This window comes from Pseudomonas sp. AB6, assembly GCF_034314105.1.
In the GTDB taxonomy this organism is placed as follows: Bacteria; Pseudomonadota; Gammaproteobacteria; order Pseudomonadales; family Pseudomonadaceae; genus Aquipseudomonas.
Genome location: NZ_JAVIWJ010000001.1, coordinates 337,475 through 355,616 on the forward strand (window position 1 = coordinate 337,475; position 18,142 = coordinate 355,616).

The following is an 18,142-nucleotide window of genomic DNA, read 5'->3' on the forward strand; positions in this document are numbered from 1 at the left end:
AAGAGCCTTGAGGACAAACAAGATGAAATTCCGCTTGGGCGATTCCCGTGTAGAAACCGATCCTAAGAGCTGGGTCGCACCCACTGCCACACTGATTGGCAAAGTCAAACTTGAGGCGGGCGCCAGCGTCTGGTTCGGCGCCGTGTTGCGCGGCGACAACGAACTGATTCACATCGGCGAAAACAGTAACGTGCAGGACGGCACGGTAATGCACACCGACATGGGGTCGCCGTTGAACATCGGCAAAGGCGTAACCATTGGCCACAACGTGATGCTGCACGGCTGTACGATTGGTGATTACAGCCTGATTGGCATTAACTCGGTGATTCTCAATGGTGCGCAGATAGGCAAGCATTGTTTGATCGGCGCCAATTCGTTGATCGGCGAGGGGAAGGTTATTCCTGACGGCTCGCTGGTGATGGGTTCCCCTGGCAAAGTCATGCGCGAACTCACCGATGTGCAGAAAAAAATGCTTGAAGCCAGTGCCGCACATTACGTCCATAACGCCCAGCGCTATGCCCGTGATCTAGCGCCGCAGGACGATTGATGAACCCTGAAGGTCGCGTTGCGTCGCCTTGCGTCAGCATCTGTTGCCTGGATGACGCGGATGTATGCCTGGGCTGTCAGCGCACCGTTGAAGAAATCACCGGCTGGAACCGTATGGACAATGCCGAGCGTCGTGTGGTGCTGGGGTTATGTCATGAGCGGGCGCGGGCCAACGGCGTGCTTTGGCACGTGGGTGTAAAGCCGGCGTCCTGATTCGGCGGCTCGCTTGTCCGGGCTTGAGCCTCTGCCTGCCGCTTCGTGGTAAATTGCGCGACTTTCTTCTCATCCGAGTCGTGCGCCACCGTGGGCAAACTCGACGACCTGCTCCACGAGGACCTGAAATGACTCAAATCGGAACGCCGCTGTCGCCTACTGCAACCCGTGTAATGCTCTGTGGTTGCGGAGAGTTGGGCAAGGAAGTGGTCATCGAGCTTCAACGTCTGGGCGTTGAAGTGATTGCCGTAGACCGTTATGCCAACGCGCCCGCCATGCAGGTTGCACACCGTAGCCACGTCATTAACATGCTCGATGGTGCGGCTTTGCGTGCGGTGATCGAAGCCGAAAAACCGCACTACATCGTGCCGGAAATCGAAGCGATCGCCACCGCGACTCTGGTTGAACTTGAGTCTGAAGGCTTCACCGTCATTCCAACTGCTCGCGCCGCGCTGTTGACCATGAACCGCGAAGGCATTCGTCGCCTGGCGGCTGAAGAACTGGACTTGCCGACTTCGCCCTATCACTTCGCCGACACGTTCGAGGACTACAGCCAAGCTGTCGAAGACCTAGGGTTCCCGTGCGTGGTCAAGCCGGTCATGAGTTCGTCGGGTAAAGGCCAAAGCCTGCTGAAAAGCATCGACGACGTACAAAAAGCCTGGGACTACGCGCAAGAAGGCGGTCGCGCTGGCAAAGGTCGGGTGATCATCGAAGGCTTTATCGATTTCGAGTACGAAATTACCCTGCTGACTGTGCGTCACATCGGTGGCACGACATTCTGTGCGCCAGTCGGTCATCGTCAAGAGAAGGGCGATTATCAGGAATCCTGGCAGCCACAGGCCATGAGCCCTGCGGCATTGGCGGAATCGGAACGGGTTGCCCTCGCCGTGACCGAGGCCTTGGGTGGTCGCGGTGTGTTTGGCGTCGAGCTGTTCATCAAGGGCGATCAAGTGTGGTTCAGCGAAGTGTCACCGCGTCCGCATGACACGGGTCTGGTGACCCTTATTTCCCAAGACCTGTCGCAGTTCGCATTGCATGCGCGGGCGATCCTGGGTCTGCCAATTCCATTGATCCGCCAGTTTGGGCCATCGGCTTCGGCGGTGATTCTGGTCGAAGGCAAATCTACTCAAACCAGTTTTGCCAACTTGGGCGAGGCACTCAGCGAGCCTGACACCGCCTTGCGCTTGTTCGGCAAACCTGAGGTCAACGGCCAGCGCCGGATGGGCGTTGCCCTGGCCCGTGACGAATCCATTGAGTTGGCGCGGGCAAAAGCCATGCGCGCTTCGAGAGCGGTTAAGGTTCAGTTGTAATGAGATAAGCCGGGAGCCAGTCAAGCCATTCCCGGTGATTTCGGGAACGGCTTGACTGGCTCTATCAGGCAATCGTATCCAGCTCCCGTTCCCGGGTTTCTTTCAGGCAAAGCACAGCGATCAAACTAATTAGCGCCGCCGCCGACACATACCCTCCGACCCAGCTCAAACCACCCATTGCTACCAGCTTTTGCGCAAAAAACGGTGCCACGGATGCGCCGACGATGCCGCCCAGGTTGTAGGCTGCCGATGCGCCGGTATAGCGCACGCGAGTCGGAAACAGTTCGGGTAGCAGCGCCCCCATTGGCGCGAACGTTACACCCATCAAAAACAACTCGATGCACAAGAACAGCGCGACGCCGCCCGTAGTGCCGTGGGTCAGCAGCGGTTCCATGGTGAACCCGGAAAGCACCGCCAGTACGCCGCCAACAATCAACACTGGTTTGCGCCCGAAGCGATCACTTGCCCAAGCAGATAAGGGTGTGGCAGCGGCCATGAACAGAACGGCGAAACACAGCAGGGCCAGAAACGTCTCGCGGCTGTAGCCGAGAGAGGCTACGCCATAGCTCAAGGAAAATACCGTGGAGATGTAGAACAGCGCATAGCACACCACCATCGACGCCGCGCCCAGCAGCATTGGCCGCCAGTAGTGGGTGAATAGTTCAGCAATCGGTAATCTGACCTGCTCATGGCGAGCAATGGCATTGGCAAAGATGGGTGTTTCTTCAAGCTTCAACCGCACGTATAGACCCACCATTACTAGCAACGCACTGAGCAGAAACGGAATGCGCCAGCCCCATGAACGGAACTGTTCGTCGGTGAGGGTCATGGCCAGTGCCAGGAACAGCCCGTTGGCTACCAGAAAGCCAATCGAGGGGCCCAACTGTGGAAACATGCCAAACCAGGCGCGCTTGCCTTTGGGGGCGTTCTCCGTGGCGAGCAAGGCTGCGCCGCCCCATTCACCGCCGAGCCCAAGCCCTTGGCCGAAACGCAACACGCATAATAGCGTCGGCGCCCAGAAACCGATGGTGGCATAGCCCGGTAACACGCCGATCAGGGTAGTGCAGACACCCATCAGCATTAGCGAAGCAACCAGGGTCGATTTGCGCCCGATGCGGTCACCGAAGTGGCCGAAGAGCGCCGCGCCCAGTGGCCGTGCCAGAAAGGCGATGCCAAAGGTCAAAAACGCCGCCAGCATTTGCGCTGAACTTGACGTCTGCGGGAAAAATACCGGGCCGATTACCAGCGCGGCGGCGGTGGCATATACATAGAAGTCGTAGAACTCGATGGCGGTGCCAATGAAGCTGGCGATGGCGACGCGGCCGGTAGAGTTGGTTGGTTTGGTGGCGCAGGTGTCGTCATTGAAGGTTGTAGAGCTAGTCATGCAGGTGTCCCCGATGAAATTATTATTGTTTTATGGCTGCTTGCTTGCTGGGTGGGGCATTTTAGTACAGCGCCAGGCAGAAGCGCGAAGGGCTAGACCACGGCGCGAGTCATACCGTTGTGCCATATCATCACTCGGGTGACACGATTGTCTTCGGTCTCGAGAATTTCCAGTCGGTACGGCCCTATTTTCAGGCAAACCGAACTTTCCGGAATAGTTTCCAACGCTTCGGTCACCAGACCGTTGAGGGTCTTGGGACCGTCGGACGGCAAATGCCAGCCCAGAATTTTATTCAGTTCACGAATCGAGGCGGCGCCTTCAATGACCAGGCGCCCATCGGCTTGCGGATGGATATGGGGGTTATCCAGGTCCTGTTCGTTTTCAAACTCGCCGACGATCTCTTCGAGAATATCTTCCAGGCTGACGATACCCTGAACCTCGCCGTATTCGTCTACCACTACGCCAAGCCGACGCTGTTGTTTGTGGAAATTGAGCAGTTGCAGTTGCAGTGGGGTGCTTTCCGGCACGAAGTAGGGTTCGTAGCACGCCGCTTTGAGGTCGTCTTTGGTGAGTTGGGCGGTCGGCAGCAGGTGGCTGATCTGACGGGTATTGAGTACGCCCTCAACCTGATTGATGTCATTGTGATACACCGGCAGCCGCGTATGACGGGAAATGATCAACTGTTCGATGATTCGCTCGATGGTGTCATCCAGATTAATCCCATCAACTTCGCTGCGCGGCACCAGAATATCGTTGACGGTAATGCTGTCGAGCGCACGAATCCCCGAGATCATATGTGAGCGTGGTTGATGCTCCTGCGCGCCGTCGTGAAGCATGACCGCAAGGGGAATTTCATCGTCGTCCGCTTGACGGATATTCGGTTTGTCGGTGACACCGAAGGGGCGCAACAGTGCGTCGGCAATCGCCGAAAACAGCCAGGCCAGTGGGTAAAGAAGCTTCATTGGCAGGCGAAGGATGCTGTTGCCCAGCATCAGGATGGCATCGGGATAACGTGCGGCCAGCTTGCGAGGTATGAACTCGGCAAAGATCAGTAGCCCGCTGCTGACCAGAATCCATGCCAGCGTTGGGCCGTTGAAGTACCAGGAGTTCAGAGTCAGCAAGGTACTGATGATCGTGATCAGCACTTTGATGAGGGAGTTGCTCAGAATCAAGCTGGCGAGCTTGAACGCCAGTTTCGGTTTGGCGGCGTCGCTGCTTCGACTGCTGGGGCGTAACGCCTTCATATTGAGGTAAGCGGCTTCTACGGCGGTTATCAGGCCGGACCACAACAGTAGCAATACCAATACGCCGAGCATTGGGCCGATGGGCAAGTTATCCATGATCAAGCGCCCGTCAGATGTGCAGAATAAATTCGCGTACCAGCTTGCTGCCGAAAAACGCCAGCATCAGCAGGCAGAAACCGCCTAGGGTCAAACGGATAGCTTTGTGACCGCGCCAGCCGAGACGATTGCGCCCCCACAGCAGCACGCTGAACACCAGCCAGGCCAAACAAGCGAGCAGCGTTTTATGTACCAGATGTTGAGCAAACAGGTTTTCGACAAACAACCAACCCGAGATCAGCGACAGGGAAAGCAAGATCCATCCCGCCCACAAGAAGCCGAACAACAGGCTTTCCATGGTTTGTAGTGGAGGGAAGTTTTTGATCAGGCCCGACGGATGTTTGTGCTTGAGGCGATGATCCTGCATCAGCAACAACAAGGCTTGTAAAACCGCAATGGTGAACATGCCATAGGCCAGAATCGACAGCACGATATGGCTCAGAATACCGGGCTCTTCGTTGATGATCTGTACCGTGCCGCTGGGGGCGAACTGGCTCAGAAGCGTCGTCATTAGACCTAACGGGAACACCAGCACCAGCAGGTTTTCCACCGGAATTCGTGCACAGGCGATCATCGTCACAACAATGATGGCGATGGCGATCATGCTGGCGGCGCTGAAAAAATCCAGCCCCAAGCCGATCGGTCGAATCAATTGGGAATAGAGAGCAACCGCATGGGCAATCACTGCAAAGCTGCCGAGCAAGCAAAGCAGCCGTTTATCGGCCTTGGCGCCTTGCTTCAAACGAAGCGCTTGGTAAAGGGTCGCAGCGGCGTAAAGGAAGGCGGCGGCGAGGCTAGGTAGCAGACTGGGTGGCAAGGGGAGCATAAATCCTGATAGGCAAGCCCGAAAGGCGCTGAGTTTCGCATAGAACCGACATTTGACGAAAGACTACAGAAGCAGACTCCATGGTGTCCGTCCAGCAGAGTCTTCGCTATAATCCGCCACCTGCTCAAGTCGCAGGCTCGTCGCAGGCTATTTTCAGTAGCCGTTTTAGCCTCTGTTCAGGCGCAGGGCTACCACGAGCCGGGCCGCACCAACCGTGGGTTCACCAGGAACCTGAAAGGATCGCACATGTTTGAAAATCTTACCGAACGTCTGTCGCTGACGCTGCGCCATGTCACTGGCAAGGCCAAGCTGAACGAAGACAATATCAAGGATACGTTGCGCGAAGTGCGTATGGCGTTGCTCGAAGCCGACGTCGCCTTGCCGGTGGTCAAAGACTTCGTCAACAAGGTCAGAGACCGCGCCGTCGGCACCGAAGTGTCGCGCAGCCTGACACCGGGTCAGGCGTTCGTGAAGATCGTTCAGGCCGAACTTGAAGCATTGATGGGCGCGGCCAACGAAGATCTGGCACTCAACGTTACGCCACCGGCTGTCGTGCTAATGGCGGGTTTGCAGGGTGCGGGTAAAACCACCACCGCCGCTAAGTTGGCGCGTTTTCTAAAAGAACGCAGAAAGAAAAGCGTCATGGTGGTGTCGGTCGACGTCTATCGTCCTGCTGCCATCAAGCAGTTGGAAACCCTGGCCAACGAAGTCGGCGTTACCTTCTTCGCGTCCGATATCAGCCAGAAGCCAGTGGATATCGCACTGGCGGCGATTAAAGAAGCCACGCTCAAATTCATCGACGTCGTTATCGTCGATACCGCCGGCCGCTTGCACATCGATGTCGAGATGATGGGCGAGATCCAGGCGTTGCACGCGGCAGTGAAGCCGGCCGAAACCCTGTTCGTGGTTGACGCCATGACCGGTCAGGATGCCGCCAATACCGCCAAGGCCTTTGGCGATGCGCTGCCATTGACCGGTGTGATTCTGACCAAGGTCGACGGTGATGCACGCGGCGGTGCTGCGCTGTCGGTTCGGGCAATCACGGGCAAACCGATCAAGTTCATCGGTGTGGGCGAGAAGAGCGACGCGCTCGAACCGTTCCACCCGGACCGTATTGCGTCACGCATTCTCGGTATGGGCGATGTGCTCAGTCTGATTGAGCAAGCCGAGCAAGGTCTGGACAAAGAGAAAGCCGACAAGCTCGCGCAAAAACTGAAGAAAGGTAAGGGCTTCGACCTCGAAGACTTTCGCGATCAACTGCAACAGATGAAAAACATGGGCGGCTTAGGTGGCCTTATGGACAAGCTGCCAAGCATCGGCGGCATGAACGTGGCCCAAATGGGTAACGCTCAAGGCGCGGCCGAGAAGCAGTTCAAGCAGATGGAAGCCATCATCAATTCGATGACGCCTGCCGAGCGCCGAGACCCTGACCTGATCAGCGGCTCGCGCAAGCGCCGGATCTCCCTGGGTTCAGGTACTCAGGTGCAGGACATCGGGCGTCTGATCAAGCAGCACAAGCAAATGCAGAAAATGATGAAAAAATTCTCTGCGAAAGGCGGCATGGCAAAAATGATGCGCGGAATGGGCTCAATGATGCCCGGCCGCACTGGCCCGAAAATGTAATTGCAGTGCCCTCATATGGAGGTTCGCCTCCAGTAATCCTGCTTTTGGCGGGATTGAAATGCCGCTGTTTACAGCGGCTCCATAGCAGATCTCGATGGCATGGCGGTAGGCGCCTGAAAAAGACATTTGCAAAAGTGCGGATATTCCTTAGAATATGCGGCCTTTCGGGCACCTATGCCCGTTGTGCATCTTAGATTTGCAGCACGACTACAGGAACGATGCTTATATGCTTACCATCCGTCTTGCCCTCGGCGGCTCCAAAAAGCGCCCGTTTTACCATTTGACCGTGACCGACAGCCGCAACCCGCGCGACGGTTCACACAAAGAACAAGTTGGTTTCTTTAACCCGGTTGCTCGTGGTCAAGAAATCCGCCTGTCTGTGAATAACGAACGCGTTGCCTACTGGCTGAGCGTTGGTGCACAACCTTCTGAGCGCGTTGCTCAGTTGTTGAAGGACAATGCTAAGGCTGCGGCCTGAGCAATATGAACGCGACGCCAACCATTGCAGATGATTTGATCGTTATCGGCAAGATCTACTCGATTCACGGCGTTCGCGGCGAAGTGAAGGTTTTTTCCTTTACTGATCCAATTGGTAACCTCCTGGATTACAAACACCTCACGCTTCGGCGCGACGGTGAAGTACGACAGGTAGAGCTGGTCAGTGGACGCTTGCAAAACAAGTTCCTGGTCGCAAAGATCAAAGGTCTCGATGACCGTGAAGAAGCTCGTCTTCTGGCCGGTTTTGAAATCTGCGTTCCGCGTAACCTGTTCCCTGATCTGACCGACGGCGAGTACTACTGGTACCAGCTTGAAGGTCTCCAGGTCATCGACCACCTCGGGCAATTGCTCGGGAAGATTGATCATCTGCTGGAAACCGGCTCGAACGATGTAATAGTGGTCAAGCCTTGTGCAGGCAGCCTGGATGATCGCGAACGCTTGTTGCCCTATACAGAGCAATGCGTGTTGGCAGTCGACCTTGGTGCTGGCGAGATGAGGGTGGATTGGGATGCGGACTTCTAAGCGACATGGCTAGCCTACGCGTAGAAGTGATCAGTTTGTTCCCCGAGATGTTTTCCGCCATCAGCGACTACGGCATTACCAGCCGTGCGGTGAAACAAGGGCTGCTACAGCTGACTTGTTGGAATCCGCGGGACTACACCACTGATCGTCACCACACTGTTGATGATCGCCCTTTTGGCGGTGGTCCGGGCATGGTGATGAAGATCAAGCCTCTGGAAGATGCTCTGGTTCAGGCCAGGCATGCAGCAGGGGACGCGGCGAAGGTTATTTACCTGTCGCCACAAGGCCGTCAGCTGACTCAGTCGGCGGTACGCGAACTGGCGCAAGGGGAGGCTTTTATCCTCATCGCAGGTCGTTATGAAGGCATTGACGAGCGTTTTATTGAAGCTCATGTCGATGAAGAGTGGTCGATTGGCGACTATGTACTTTCCGGTGGCGAGCTGCCGGCGATGGTCCTGATAGATGCGGTTACGCGGCTGCTGCCTGGAGCTTTAGGGCATGCGGACTCTGCGGAGGAAGATTCCTTCACAGATGGTCTGCTGGATTGCCCGCACTACACCCGACCGGAGGTGTATGCGGATCAGCGTGTTCCCGACGTGTTGCTAAGTGGCAATCACGCACATATCCGGCGTTGGCGTTTACAGCAGTCCCTTGGGCGGACCTATGAACGACGACCCGATCTTCTGGAAAGCCGCTCGCTTTCTGGAGAAGAGAAAAAGCTGCTGGCGGAATATATTCGCGAGCGGGACGATAGTTAACGTATCGATGGTAGATCTTGATGATCTGCCTTAGGAGCACAGCATGACTAACAAAATCATTCTGCAACTCGAAGCTGAGCAGATGACTAAAGAGATCCCTCCCTTTGCCCCGGGCGACACTGTTGTCGTTCAGGTGAAAGTGAAGGAAGGCGACCGTTCGCGTCTGCAAGCGTTCGAAGGCGTAGTAATTGCCAAGCGTAACCGTGGTGTAAACAGTGCTTTCACTGTTCGTAAAATCTCCAACGGTGTTGGCGTTGAGCGTACTTTCCAGACCTACAGCCCGCAAATCGACAGTATGGCTGTGAAACGTCGCGGTGACGTTCGCAAAGCCAAGTTGTACTACCTGCGTGACCTGTCCGGTAAAGCAGCTCGCATCAAAGAAAAACTGTCCTGATTTCAGTTTTTCCCGATGTAAAAAAGCAGCCTAAGGGCTGCTTTTTTGTTGACCGAATAAAAGTCTCTACAGACATACAGAGAGATCGCTCTACGCTCTCATTTGTGAAAAACTCCCGCTATTATTTTTCGCAGAATCCGTCACCCCCATGCCCGCCATCGACCACCCTTTGATCGACCGTTTTCTAGACACCTTGTGGTTGGAAAAAGGCCTGTCGGATAACACCCGCGATGCGTATCGCAGCGACCTGGCTTTGTTCAATGGCTGGCTTCAGGAGCACGGTATCGAGCTCGATCAGGCCGGTCGTGAACTTATCCTGGATCACTTGGCATGGCGCTTGGAGAAAGCCTACAAGCCGCGTTCAACAGCTCGCTTTCTTTCAGGGGTTCGCGGTTTCTATCGGTACCTGTTGCGCGAAAAGATGATTCAGATCGATCCAACGTTACGCATCGACATGCCCCAGTTGGGTCGTCCGTTACCAAAATCAATGTCCGAAGCTGACGTTGAAGCGTTACTGGCCGCACCGGACCAGAGCGAAGCCATCGGTCAACGCGACCGGGCCATGCTCGAGGTACTCTATGCCTGCGGGCTACGTGTCACTGAGTTGATTGGCTTGACCCTTGAGCAAGTTAATCTGCGTCAAGGTGTTGTGCGTGTGATGGGCAAAGGCAGTAAGGAGCGCCTGGTGCCGATGGGGGAGGAGGCAATCATCTGGATTGAGCGCTACCTGCGTGATGCCCGTTCAGAGTTATTGAACGGGCGCCCTAGCGACGTTTTATTCCCCAGTCTGCGCGGTGAGCAAATGACCCGGCAAACGTTTTGGCATCGGATCAAGCAACACGCTATGGTCGCTGGCATCAGTAATTCGTTGTCACCGCACACCCTACGTCACGCGTTTGCGACTCATTTGCTCAACCACGGCGCCGACCTGCGCGTGGTCCAGATGTTATTGGGACACAGCGATTTATCCACCACGCAAATCTACACCCATGTGGCGCGCGCTCGGTTGCAAGAAATGCACGCCAAGCATCATCCGCGAGGATAAACACCCGCTTTCCTCGGTCGGTCCCACATCAGCCGAAGTCGGCCTCACAGCCCTTATGTGATAGGCTTTGCCGGTTAGCAAATTGGGCATCACTAAAACGCCTTCGGTCCTCCGCGATCGCCGTTATTAGCTCCCCATAGACCATCGCCCGAGGAGTCCCCATGCGCGTGCCCCAGATTTTCGCCGCTGCAGCTATTGTGTTGGCCAGTTCATTTAGTATGTTTGCCTTGGCTGATGATGCCGCCGATAAAGCCATCCGTAAAACCCTCGACACACTGAAGCTCGATGTGCCGATCGATAGTATTGCGGCCAGCCCGCTGAATGATTTGTACGAAGTGAAACTCCAGGGCGGCCGCGTGCTGTATGCCAGCGCTGACGGCCAGTTCGTGATGCAAGGTTATTTGTTTCAGATGCAGGACGGTAAGCCGGTCAACCTGACCGAGAAAGCCGAGCGTCTGGCTATTTCAAAAACAATCAATGGTATTCCTACAGCTGAGATGGTCGTCTACCCCGCCATCGGTGAAACCAAGTCGCATATCACCGTATTCACTGACACCACCTGCCCTTACTGCCACAAACTGCATGCCGAAGTGCCGGAGCTGAACCGCTTGGGCATCGAAGTTCGCTATCTGGCCTTCCCGCGTCAGGGGTTAGGTTCACCAGGCGACGAGCAGCTGCAAGCGGTTTGGTGTTCCAAGGACAAGAAAAGCGCCATGAACCGTATGGTTGAGGGCAAAAACATAGACTCGGTGAAATGCGCTAATCCTGTTTCCAAGCAATACGCCATGGGCCAGTCTATTGGGGTGAATGGTACTCCGGCCATCGTGCTGGCAGACGGCCAAGTCATTCCCGGTTATCAACCAGCACCGCAAGTGGCCAAATTGGCGTTGAGCGCAAAATAATCCTGACATGCAGGGATAACCTCTGACGGTCAAGAGCGTGCGAATCATTAGCCGCTTCATTAATAGAGCCACCTCGCAGCAGGTGGCGGTTTTCGCGGCCGGCCTTGCGTCGGCCGTTTTATGGGGAGTTCATAGTGAAACCGGTCAAAGTAGGCATCTGTGGGCTTGGTACTGTCGGTGGCGGCACCTTTAACGTGCTTCAACGTAACGCTGAGGAAATTGCTCGTCGTGCCGGGCGTGGCATTGAAGTTGCGCAAATTGGCCTGCGTCGGCCAAATCCTAATTGCCAGGTAACCGGTATCCCTACGACCGCTGATGTTTTTGCCGTGGCCACCAACCCCGAAATCGATATTGTTATCGAACTGATCGGGGGTTATACCGTTGCCCGCGAACTGGTGCTCAAAGCCATTGAAAATGGCAAGCACGTTGTAACTGCCAATAAAGCCCTGATCGCCGTGCACGGTAACGAGATTTTTGCCAAAGCTCGCGAAAAGGGCGTAATCGTAGCGTTCGAAGCCGCAGTGGCTGGCGGCATTCCCGTGATCAAGGCGATTCGCGAAGGCCTTGCAGCTAACCGTATCAACTGGGTGGCCGGGATCATCAACGGCACGGGTAATTTTATTCTCACCGAAATGCGTGAGAAGGGTCGCACCTTTCCTGATGTGCTGGCGGAAGCTCAGGCATTGGGCTACGCCGAAGCTGATCCGACCTTTGACGTTGAAGGTATTGACGCTGCGCATAAGCTGACAATTCTTGCGTCCATTGCTTTCGGTATTCCGTTGCAGTTCGACAAGGCTTACACCGAGGGCATTACCAAGCTGACCACTGCGGACGTGAACTACGCCGAAGCGCTGGGTTACCGCATCAAACACCTGGGCGTGGCACGCAGCACCGCCGCAGGTATCGAGTTGCGGGTGCACCCGACCCTGATCCCTGCTGACCGTCTGATTGCTAACGTCAATGGTGTGATGAACGCAGTGATGGTCAATGGTGATGCGGCAGGCTCGACCTTGTTCTATGGCGCCGGCGCCGGTATGGAACCCACCGCATCATCAGTGATTGCTGATCTGGTCGACGTGGTTCGTGCCATGACCTGCGACCCTGAAAACCGCGTGCCGCACCTGGCTTTCCAGCCAGACTCGCTGTCCGCGCATCCGATTCTGCCGATCGAAGCCTGTGAAAGCGCTTATTACTTGCGTATTCAGGCCAAGGATCACCCCGGCGTCCTGGCGCAAGTGGCGAGTATTCTGTCGGAGCGCGGAATTAACATCGAGTCGATCATGCAGAAAGAAGTCGAAGAACACGACGGCCTGGTGCCGATGATTCTGTTGACTCACAGTGTGCTGGAGCAACGCATGAACGATGCCATTAAGGCACTGGAAGCGTTGCACGACGTGGTTGGACCGGTGGTTCGTATCCGCGTGGAGCATTTGAACTAGGCAGCAGCAAGCTACAACAAAAGCAAATCAACATCGCGGCAAGTTTCACGCCGCAAGCTGCAAGTAGAAGCCAAGCTGCTTTAACTTGTAGCTTGTAGCTTGTAGCTTGCAGCTCAAACCGAAGGTTGCCCCCATGCGCTACATCAGTACCCGCGGCCAAGCGCCCGCGCTGAATTTCGAAGACGTGCTGCTTACTGGCCTTGCCAGCGATGGCGGCCTGTATGTGCCGGAAAACCTGCCGCGCTTTACCCAGGAAGAAATCGCCTCTTGGGCGGGCCTGGCGTATCACGAGCTGGCTTTTCGGGTGATGCGGCCCTTTGTCAGCGGCAGCATTCCAGATGCCGATTTCAAAAAAATTCTTGAAGAAACCTATTCGTCGGGAGAAAACGGCGTGTTTGCCCACGGCGGTATTGCGCCTCTGCGCCCGCTGAACGGCAACGAGTGGGTGCTTGAACTGTTCCATGGTCCGACCCTGGCGTTCAAGGACTTCGCCCTGCAACTGCTCGGGCGTTTGCTCGACTACGTGCTAGCCAAGCGTGGCGAACGGGTGGTGATTCTCGGCGCGACCTCCGGCGATACCGGCTCTGCTGCTATCGAAGGCTGCCGTCGTTGCGACAACGTCGACATTTTCATCCTGCACCCGAACAAACGGGTGTCTGAAGTTCAGCGTCGGCAGATGACCACCATTGCGGGCGAGAACATTCACAACATCGCCATCGAAGGTAACTTCGATGACTGCCAGGAAATGGTCAAGGCCAGCTTTGCCGATCAGGGCTTCCTGAAGGGGACGCGCCTGGTGGCGGTCAACTCGATCAACTGGGCGCGGATCATGGCCCAGATCGTCTACTACTTTCACGCAGCCTTGCAACTTGGTGGCCCGGCGCGGTCAGTGGCGTTCTCAGTCCCAACAGGTAATTTTGGCGACATTTTCGCGGGTTATCTTGCGCGTAACATGGGCTTGCCGATCAGCCAACTGATCGTGGCTACCAACCGCAATGACATTCTTCACCGCTTTATGAGCGGCAATCAGTACACCAAGGAAACCTTGCACGCGACGTTGTCGCCGTCCATGGACATCATGGTTTCGTCGAACTTTGAACGCTTGTTGTTCGATATGCATGGACGTAACGGCGCATCTATTGCGGGCTTGATGGATACGTTCAAGCAAAGTGGCGCCTTTAGCGTCGATGCAGAGCGCTGGACCGAAACCCGCAAACTGTTCGATTCGCTGGCAGTCAGCGATGAAGAGACCTGCGAAACCATCGCCGAGGTGTTTGCAAACACAGGCGAAGTGCTCGATCCGCACACGGCGATCGGTGTCAAAGCCGCTCGCGATTGTCGCCGAAGCCTGGACACCCCGATGGTCATTCTGGGGACCGCGCACCCGGTCAAATTCCCGGAAGCGGTCGATAAAGCTGGTGTAGGAAAAGCGCTCGAGCTACCTGCACATCTATCTGATCTTTTTGTTCGTGAAGAAAAGTACACCGTACTGCCAAATGACTTGAAAGCCGTACATGACTTCGTTGCTCAGCACGGTAATCGCGGAGCACCTCTTTAACGGTATCGTCGTGTAACAACATAAGGCCTGCCGTTTGGCGGGCTTTTTTATTTCCGCGTGCCACACTCGTGAGGTATTGGATCCATATGGAATGGAATAGCGGTGAAGGAATTCAGCATGCACCCTGCGGGTGCCCCTAATAGAATTATTTTGTACACAGCCCTTCTGTTTTGGCTGTTATGTCTAAGTCAAGTGGCGTTCGCAGCTAATAGCTTACCGTTCAGACTCGTCCCGCCCTTTGTCAACCTGACGCCGTTGTCACTCGACCCAAAAGACAGGCAGTGGTTGGATCAACGCCAGAAATTGCGTGTGGGCATCTCGATTGCTGACTACGAACCGATTGACATCACCAGTGACCGTAATCGCTACCAAGGTATCAGCGCGGATTACCTGAGTCTGATTGGCAGTAAGCTTTCTGTCCCCATCCAGGTCGTCGGTTTCGCCCAGCGCAATGAAGCCGTTGAGGCGTTACGCAATGGCACTGTCGATATGCTCACGACGGCCAACGGCTTTGAGCGTGGGGTAAAAGCGCTTGAGTTTTCTGTTGATTACCTTCCAGACCGCTCAGTCATTGTTGGGCGAAGCAGTGACTTCACCCTGCCTTTAAAGTTGAAAGGCAAGAAAATCGTACTACTCGATGGTTACGCCGATGCTGAGGTAGTTCATCGGGTCTACCCGGCAAGTGAGGTGATTCTCGCTCCCAATCTGTTCAGTGCCCTTGAAGCACTGAGCCAAGGCGAGGTTGATGCCTTTATTGGTAACGAAGTCATCGTGCGTGCCTACATGGCTTTGCGGCCCTATATGGGGTTGCAGATCAAATCCGAAAGTGCGTTGCCGCCTATTGGTTTTTCATTCGCTACCCGTAAGGAAGACGCCGCTCTGGTGGCGCTGATCAATCTTGCGCTGGCGAGTATCGATGATTCGGTTCGGCGCGAAGTGCTCGGACGTTGGACTACAGGTCTGGGATCGGACGTTGCCCGTCAGCGCATTAAGCTGAATACCGCTGAACAAGCCTGGATTCGAAAGCATCCCCAAGTCACGGTCGTGTCCGGGCAACATGCGCCGTACCTTTACAAAGACTCAAACGGCCACTGGGTCGGCCTGAACGTGGACATGCTGGAGCGAATTTCACGCATGACGGGTTTGCAGTTTGTGCACAAAGAAGTGGCTTCTACCGAGGAAAGCATCAATTTGCTGCGAAGCGGTCAAGCCGATATGAGTACAACACTCGCCGAAAATAACGAACGCGAGCGATTTCTTGATTTCACATACTCGTTTGGAGGCAGCAACTGGGTGTTTGTTTCGCGTGAGAACGAGGCGTCACCCATTAGCCTCCAAACGTTATCGGGACGTGTCCTCGCGCTGCCCGCCCGGCATGCGTTGGAGGACTATATCCGCCGAAACTATTCAGGCATCCGGATCTACTCGGTCAACACTTACGAACAAGCGCGCAGGATGGTTGAAAACGGTCAGGCCGATGCCACGATCCAGAGCGAGGCTGGCGCTCATCTGCTTCCGCTCGCTACGCTGAAAATTGGCCGCACCGTTGAGGGTCAGTGGTCATCTGATCGCTTCTCCGTAGTACGGACGCAACCCGAACTGCTCAGCATTCTGAATAAAGCCCTCGAAGAGTTTCCGGTGGCGGAAATGCGCGCGATTCGCATGAAATGGTTGGGGGCAGTTGTCGTTCCGCCGCCGGTGTGGTTGCGAATTCCGGCTTGGGTCTACTGGGCTATGGCGGTCACACTTCTGTTCGGCCTGATCTCCCTGATCTGGAGCGGCCGTTTAAATGTGCAGATACAGCAGCGCCTCAAAGCCGAGGAACAACTCAACGATCAATTGGCATTCAAGCGGGCCTTGCTCGATGGTATTCCCAATCCGATCTACGTCCGTGACCTACGCGGTTGTTTGATTTCGTGTAACCGCAGCTACGAGGAAAGTTTTGGCATCAGCTTCGAGCAAATGAGCGGACGTCGCCTGATTGATGTCGAGTTAATCCCGAGCATAAGCGCCGAACAGATGCATGCCGACTACCTGAAATTGCTTGAAAACCAGCAACCGGTGTTTGCTGATCGGCGCATGGAACTGTTTGGTCGCTTGATTGATGCCTATCAATGGACCGTACCGTTCTATCGGGCTGACGGTCAATTACAGGGGTTATTAGGTGGCTGGATTGATATCACCGAGCGCAAACGACTGGAAGCTCAGCTCACTGAAGCACGGCAACTGGCTGAACAGGCTAATGAAGCCAAAAGCGTTTTTCTGACGACCATGAGTCACGAAATTCGCACGCCGATGGGGGCGATCATTGGCTTGCTCGAACTCGAGCGCGAACTGATCTTGCAGCGCGGCGAAACACCGTCTCAAGGGCTGAATCTTGCCTGTCAGTCTGCCCATGAGCTGATCGAGCTGATTGGCGACAGTTTGGACTTGACCAAAATTGAAGCCGGCAGCATGCAATTGGCGTTGGCGGTGACTTCACTACGGCCGTTTTTTGATGGCATTTTTCGGTTGTTTAAGGTCAGTGCTCGTGAAAAGGGACTCGATGTGCGATTGGAGTTTGCCGACCAGGCCGAGGGGGATTTTTGGGTCGACCCTCTGCGTCTGCGTCAAATCATGCACAACTTGCTGGGCAACGCCTTAAAGTTCACCCGAGAGGGGTCAGTGGTCGTGAGTGTCACGACCTCGGGCTTGCCGCAACGGCCGTGTCTGCGGGTCAGCGTAAAAGACAGTGGAGTAGGTATCGACATCGCGCAGCAATCTCAGCTGTTTCAGCCTTTCGCACAAGCCACCGACGATACGGCTGCCAAATACGGTGGGTCCGGCCTTGGTTTGAGTATCTGCAAGCAGTTGGTTGAGTTAATGGGAGGCCACGTCGGCCTCGAAAGTACCCCAGGCACAGGGACTTGCGTGACGGTTGAATTGCCCTTGGTCCGCGTGCTCATAGAGCATGATCGGGCCACCGAAACGGATAAACATCTCGCCGCTAGCCGCTCAATTCGGATACTAATTGTTGATGACCTGTCGGCGAACCGACTGGTACTGAATCAGCAGTTAGAATTTCTCGGCCATGAGGTGGTATGTACCGGCGATGCAAGGTCAGCCCTTAAGCTTTGGCGACAAGAGACATTCGATGCGGTCTTTACCGACTGCAATATGCCGGTAATGAGTGGCTATGCGTTGGCCGAAAATATTCGATCGATTGAGATAGAGGAACAACGTCAGGCCTGTCCGATCATTGGTTATACCGCCAACGCCATGAGTGGGGAGCGTCAGCGCTGCGAACAGGCAGGCATGAGCCAACTATTGATCAAGCCAGTGTCGTTGAGCCGGCTGGCGCAAGTGCTAGCCGAGATTGCACCGATGCAGTCTTTTGACGTCGATACTCTGCGCAAAATGACCCAAGCCAACGACAAACAGATGCACCAACTGTTGTCAGAACTCTGGAAAAACCTGCAGCAGGAGGTGGAAGTGCTTGCGCCTGCCACCAAGACGCAGGACTGGAAGGCCCTGAGTGCCTCTGTGCACCGCTTAAAAGGTGTAGCGTGCCTTATCGATGCAGTTCCGTTGGCGAAGGCGTGTGCCAGTCTTGATGGTAGCGTAAGTCAACAGAACAACGCTTCGCTTGCCGTGCAATGGCAAACGTTGAGTTGCGCGATTGAGCAGTTGCGTGCGGATATCCAGCATCACCTGTCGCCTCCAGTTTAAGACATGTCTTATTGGGAACAGATGCTGACCACTTTAAAGTGCAGAGACCGTTGGCTAAAACTGCTCTGACCCGGGA

The 18,142-nt window shown here is 55.3% G+C and carries 16 protein-coding genes; 13 read left to right on the forward strand and 3 right to left on the reverse strand.

Annotated features, from left to right (window positions below):
• Positions 1–22 precede the first annotated feature (22 nt).
• From RGW60_RS01660 to purT, 3 genes are all read left to right on the forward strand, one after another.
• On the forward strand, positions 23–547 hold the full coding sequence (locus RGW60_RS01660; protein WP_322201538.1) for a gamma carbonic anhydrase family protein: 525 nt from the start codon (positions 23–25) through the stop codon (positions 545–547).
• Positions 547–759, forward strand: a complete 213-nt coding sequence (locus tag RGW60_RS01665) for a DUF1289 domain-containing protein (RefSeq protein WP_322201540.1) — start codon at positions 547–549, stop codon at positions 757–759. The genes RGW60_RS01660 and RGW60_RS01665 overlap by 1 nt, the downstream gene beginning before the upstream one ends.
• Before the next feature lie 128 nt (positions 760–887).
• Positions 888–2,069, forward strand: coding sequence for a formate-dependent phosphoribosylglycinamide formyltransferase (purT, locus tag RGW60_RS01670; RefSeq protein WP_322201542.1), 1,182 nt, complete (start codon positions 888–890; stop codon positions 2,067–2,069).
• A gap of 64 nt (positions 2,070–2,133) precedes the next feature.
• Here purT and RGW60_RS01675 read toward each other — a convergent pair whose 3' ends face one another.
• The 3 genes from RGW60_RS01675 to RGW60_RS01685 form a co-directional block, all read right to left on the reverse strand.
• A complete protein-coding gene (locus tag RGW60_RS01675; protein WP_322201544.1) occupies positions 2,134–3,453 on the reverse strand; it encodes an MFS transporter in 1,320 nt (439 codons plus the stop codon).
• Between the two features lie 92 nt (positions 3,454–3,545).
• A complete protein-coding gene (locus tag RGW60_RS01680) occupies positions 3,546–4,793 on the reverse strand; it encodes an HlyC/CorC family transporter (RefSeq protein WP_322201546.1) in 1,248 nt (415 codons plus the stop codon).
• A gap of 13 nt (positions 4,794–4,806) precedes the next feature.
• Positions 4,807–5,619 carry a cytochrome C assembly family protein gene (locus RGW60_RS01685; protein WP_322201548.1) on the reverse strand — a complete coding sequence of 271 codons (813 nt, stop codon included), beginning with the start codon at positions 5,617–5,619 and terminating at the stop codon, positions 4,807–4,809.
• A gap of 246 nt (positions 5,620–5,865) precedes the next feature.
• Between RGW60_RS01685 and ffh the strand changes: the two genes are divergently transcribed.
• The 10 genes from ffh to RGW60_RS01735 all read left to right on the forward strand — a co-directional run bounded on the left by ffh (position 5,866) and on the right by RGW60_RS01735 (position 18,066).
• On the forward strand, positions 5,866–7,242 hold the full coding sequence (gene ffh, locus RGW60_RS01690; RefSeq protein ID WP_322201550.1) for a signal recognition particle protein: 1,377 nt from the start codon (positions 5,866–5,868) through the stop codon (positions 7,240–7,242).
• Positions 7,243–7,468: 226 nt separating this feature from the next.
• Complete coding sequence (gene rpsP, locus RGW60_RS01695; RefSeq protein ID WP_297846527.1) at positions 7,469–7,720, forward strand: 30S ribosomal protein S16; 252 nt, start codon at positions 7,469–7,471, stop codon at positions 7,718–7,720.
• 5 nt (positions 7,721–7,725) lie between these two features.
• A complete protein-coding gene (gene rimM, locus RGW60_RS01700; protein WP_322201552.1) occupies positions 7,726–8,262 on the forward strand; it encodes a ribosome maturation factor RimM in 537 nt (178 codons plus the stop codon).
• A 5-nt stretch (positions 8,263–8,267) separates the two neighbouring features.
• Positions 8,268–9,020 carry a tRNA (guanosine(37)-N1)-methyltransferase TrmD gene (gene trmD / locus RGW60_RS01705; protein WP_322201554.1) on the forward strand — a complete coding sequence of 251 codons (753 nt, stop codon included), beginning with the start codon at positions 8,268–8,270 and terminating at the stop codon, positions 9,018–9,020.
• Positions 9,021–9,063: 43 nt separating this feature from the next.
• The gene (gene rplS / locus RGW60_RS01710; RefSeq protein ID WP_296248607.1) at positions 9,064–9,414 is read left to right on the forward strand and encodes a 50S ribosomal protein L19; all 351 of its coding nucleotides are present in this window, start codon (positions 9,064–9,066) and stop codon (positions 9,412–9,414) included.
• 148 nt (positions 9,415–9,562) lie between these two features.
• Positions 9,563–10,459 carry a site-specific tyrosine recombinase XerD gene (xerD, locus tag RGW60_RS01715; RefSeq protein WP_322201557.1) on the forward strand — a complete coding sequence of 299 codons (897 nt, stop codon included), beginning with the start codon at positions 9,563–9,565 and terminating at the stop codon, positions 10,457–10,459.
• 161 nt (positions 10,460–10,620) lie between these two features.
• The gene (gene dsbC, locus RGW60_RS01720; protein WP_322201559.1) at positions 10,621–11,361 is read left to right on the forward strand and encodes a bifunctional protein-disulfide isomerase/oxidoreductase DsbC; all 741 of its coding nucleotides are present in this window, start codon (positions 10,621–10,623) and stop codon (positions 11,359–11,361) included.
• A gap of 134 nt (positions 11,362–11,495) precedes the next feature.
• Positions 11,496–12,800 (forward strand): homoserine dehydrogenase, encoded by a 1,305-nt coding sequence (locus RGW60_RS01725; RefSeq protein WP_322201561.1) that lies wholly within the window; start codon positions 11,496–11,498, stop codon positions 12,798–12,800.
• A gap of 133 nt (positions 12,801–12,933) precedes the next feature.
• Positions 12,934–14,358 carry a threonine synthase gene (thrC, locus tag RGW60_RS01730; RefSeq protein WP_322201563.1) on the forward strand — a complete coding sequence of 475 codons (1,425 nt, stop codon included), beginning with the start codon at positions 12,934–12,936 and terminating at the stop codon, positions 14,356–14,358.
• Positions 14,359–14,523: 165 nt separating this feature from the next.
• A complete protein-coding gene (locus RGW60_RS01735) occupies positions 14,524–18,066 on the forward strand; it encodes an ATP-binding protein (RefSeq protein WP_407074118.1) in 3,543 nt (1,180 codons plus the stop codon).
• Positions 18,067–18,142 lie beyond the last annotated feature (76 nt).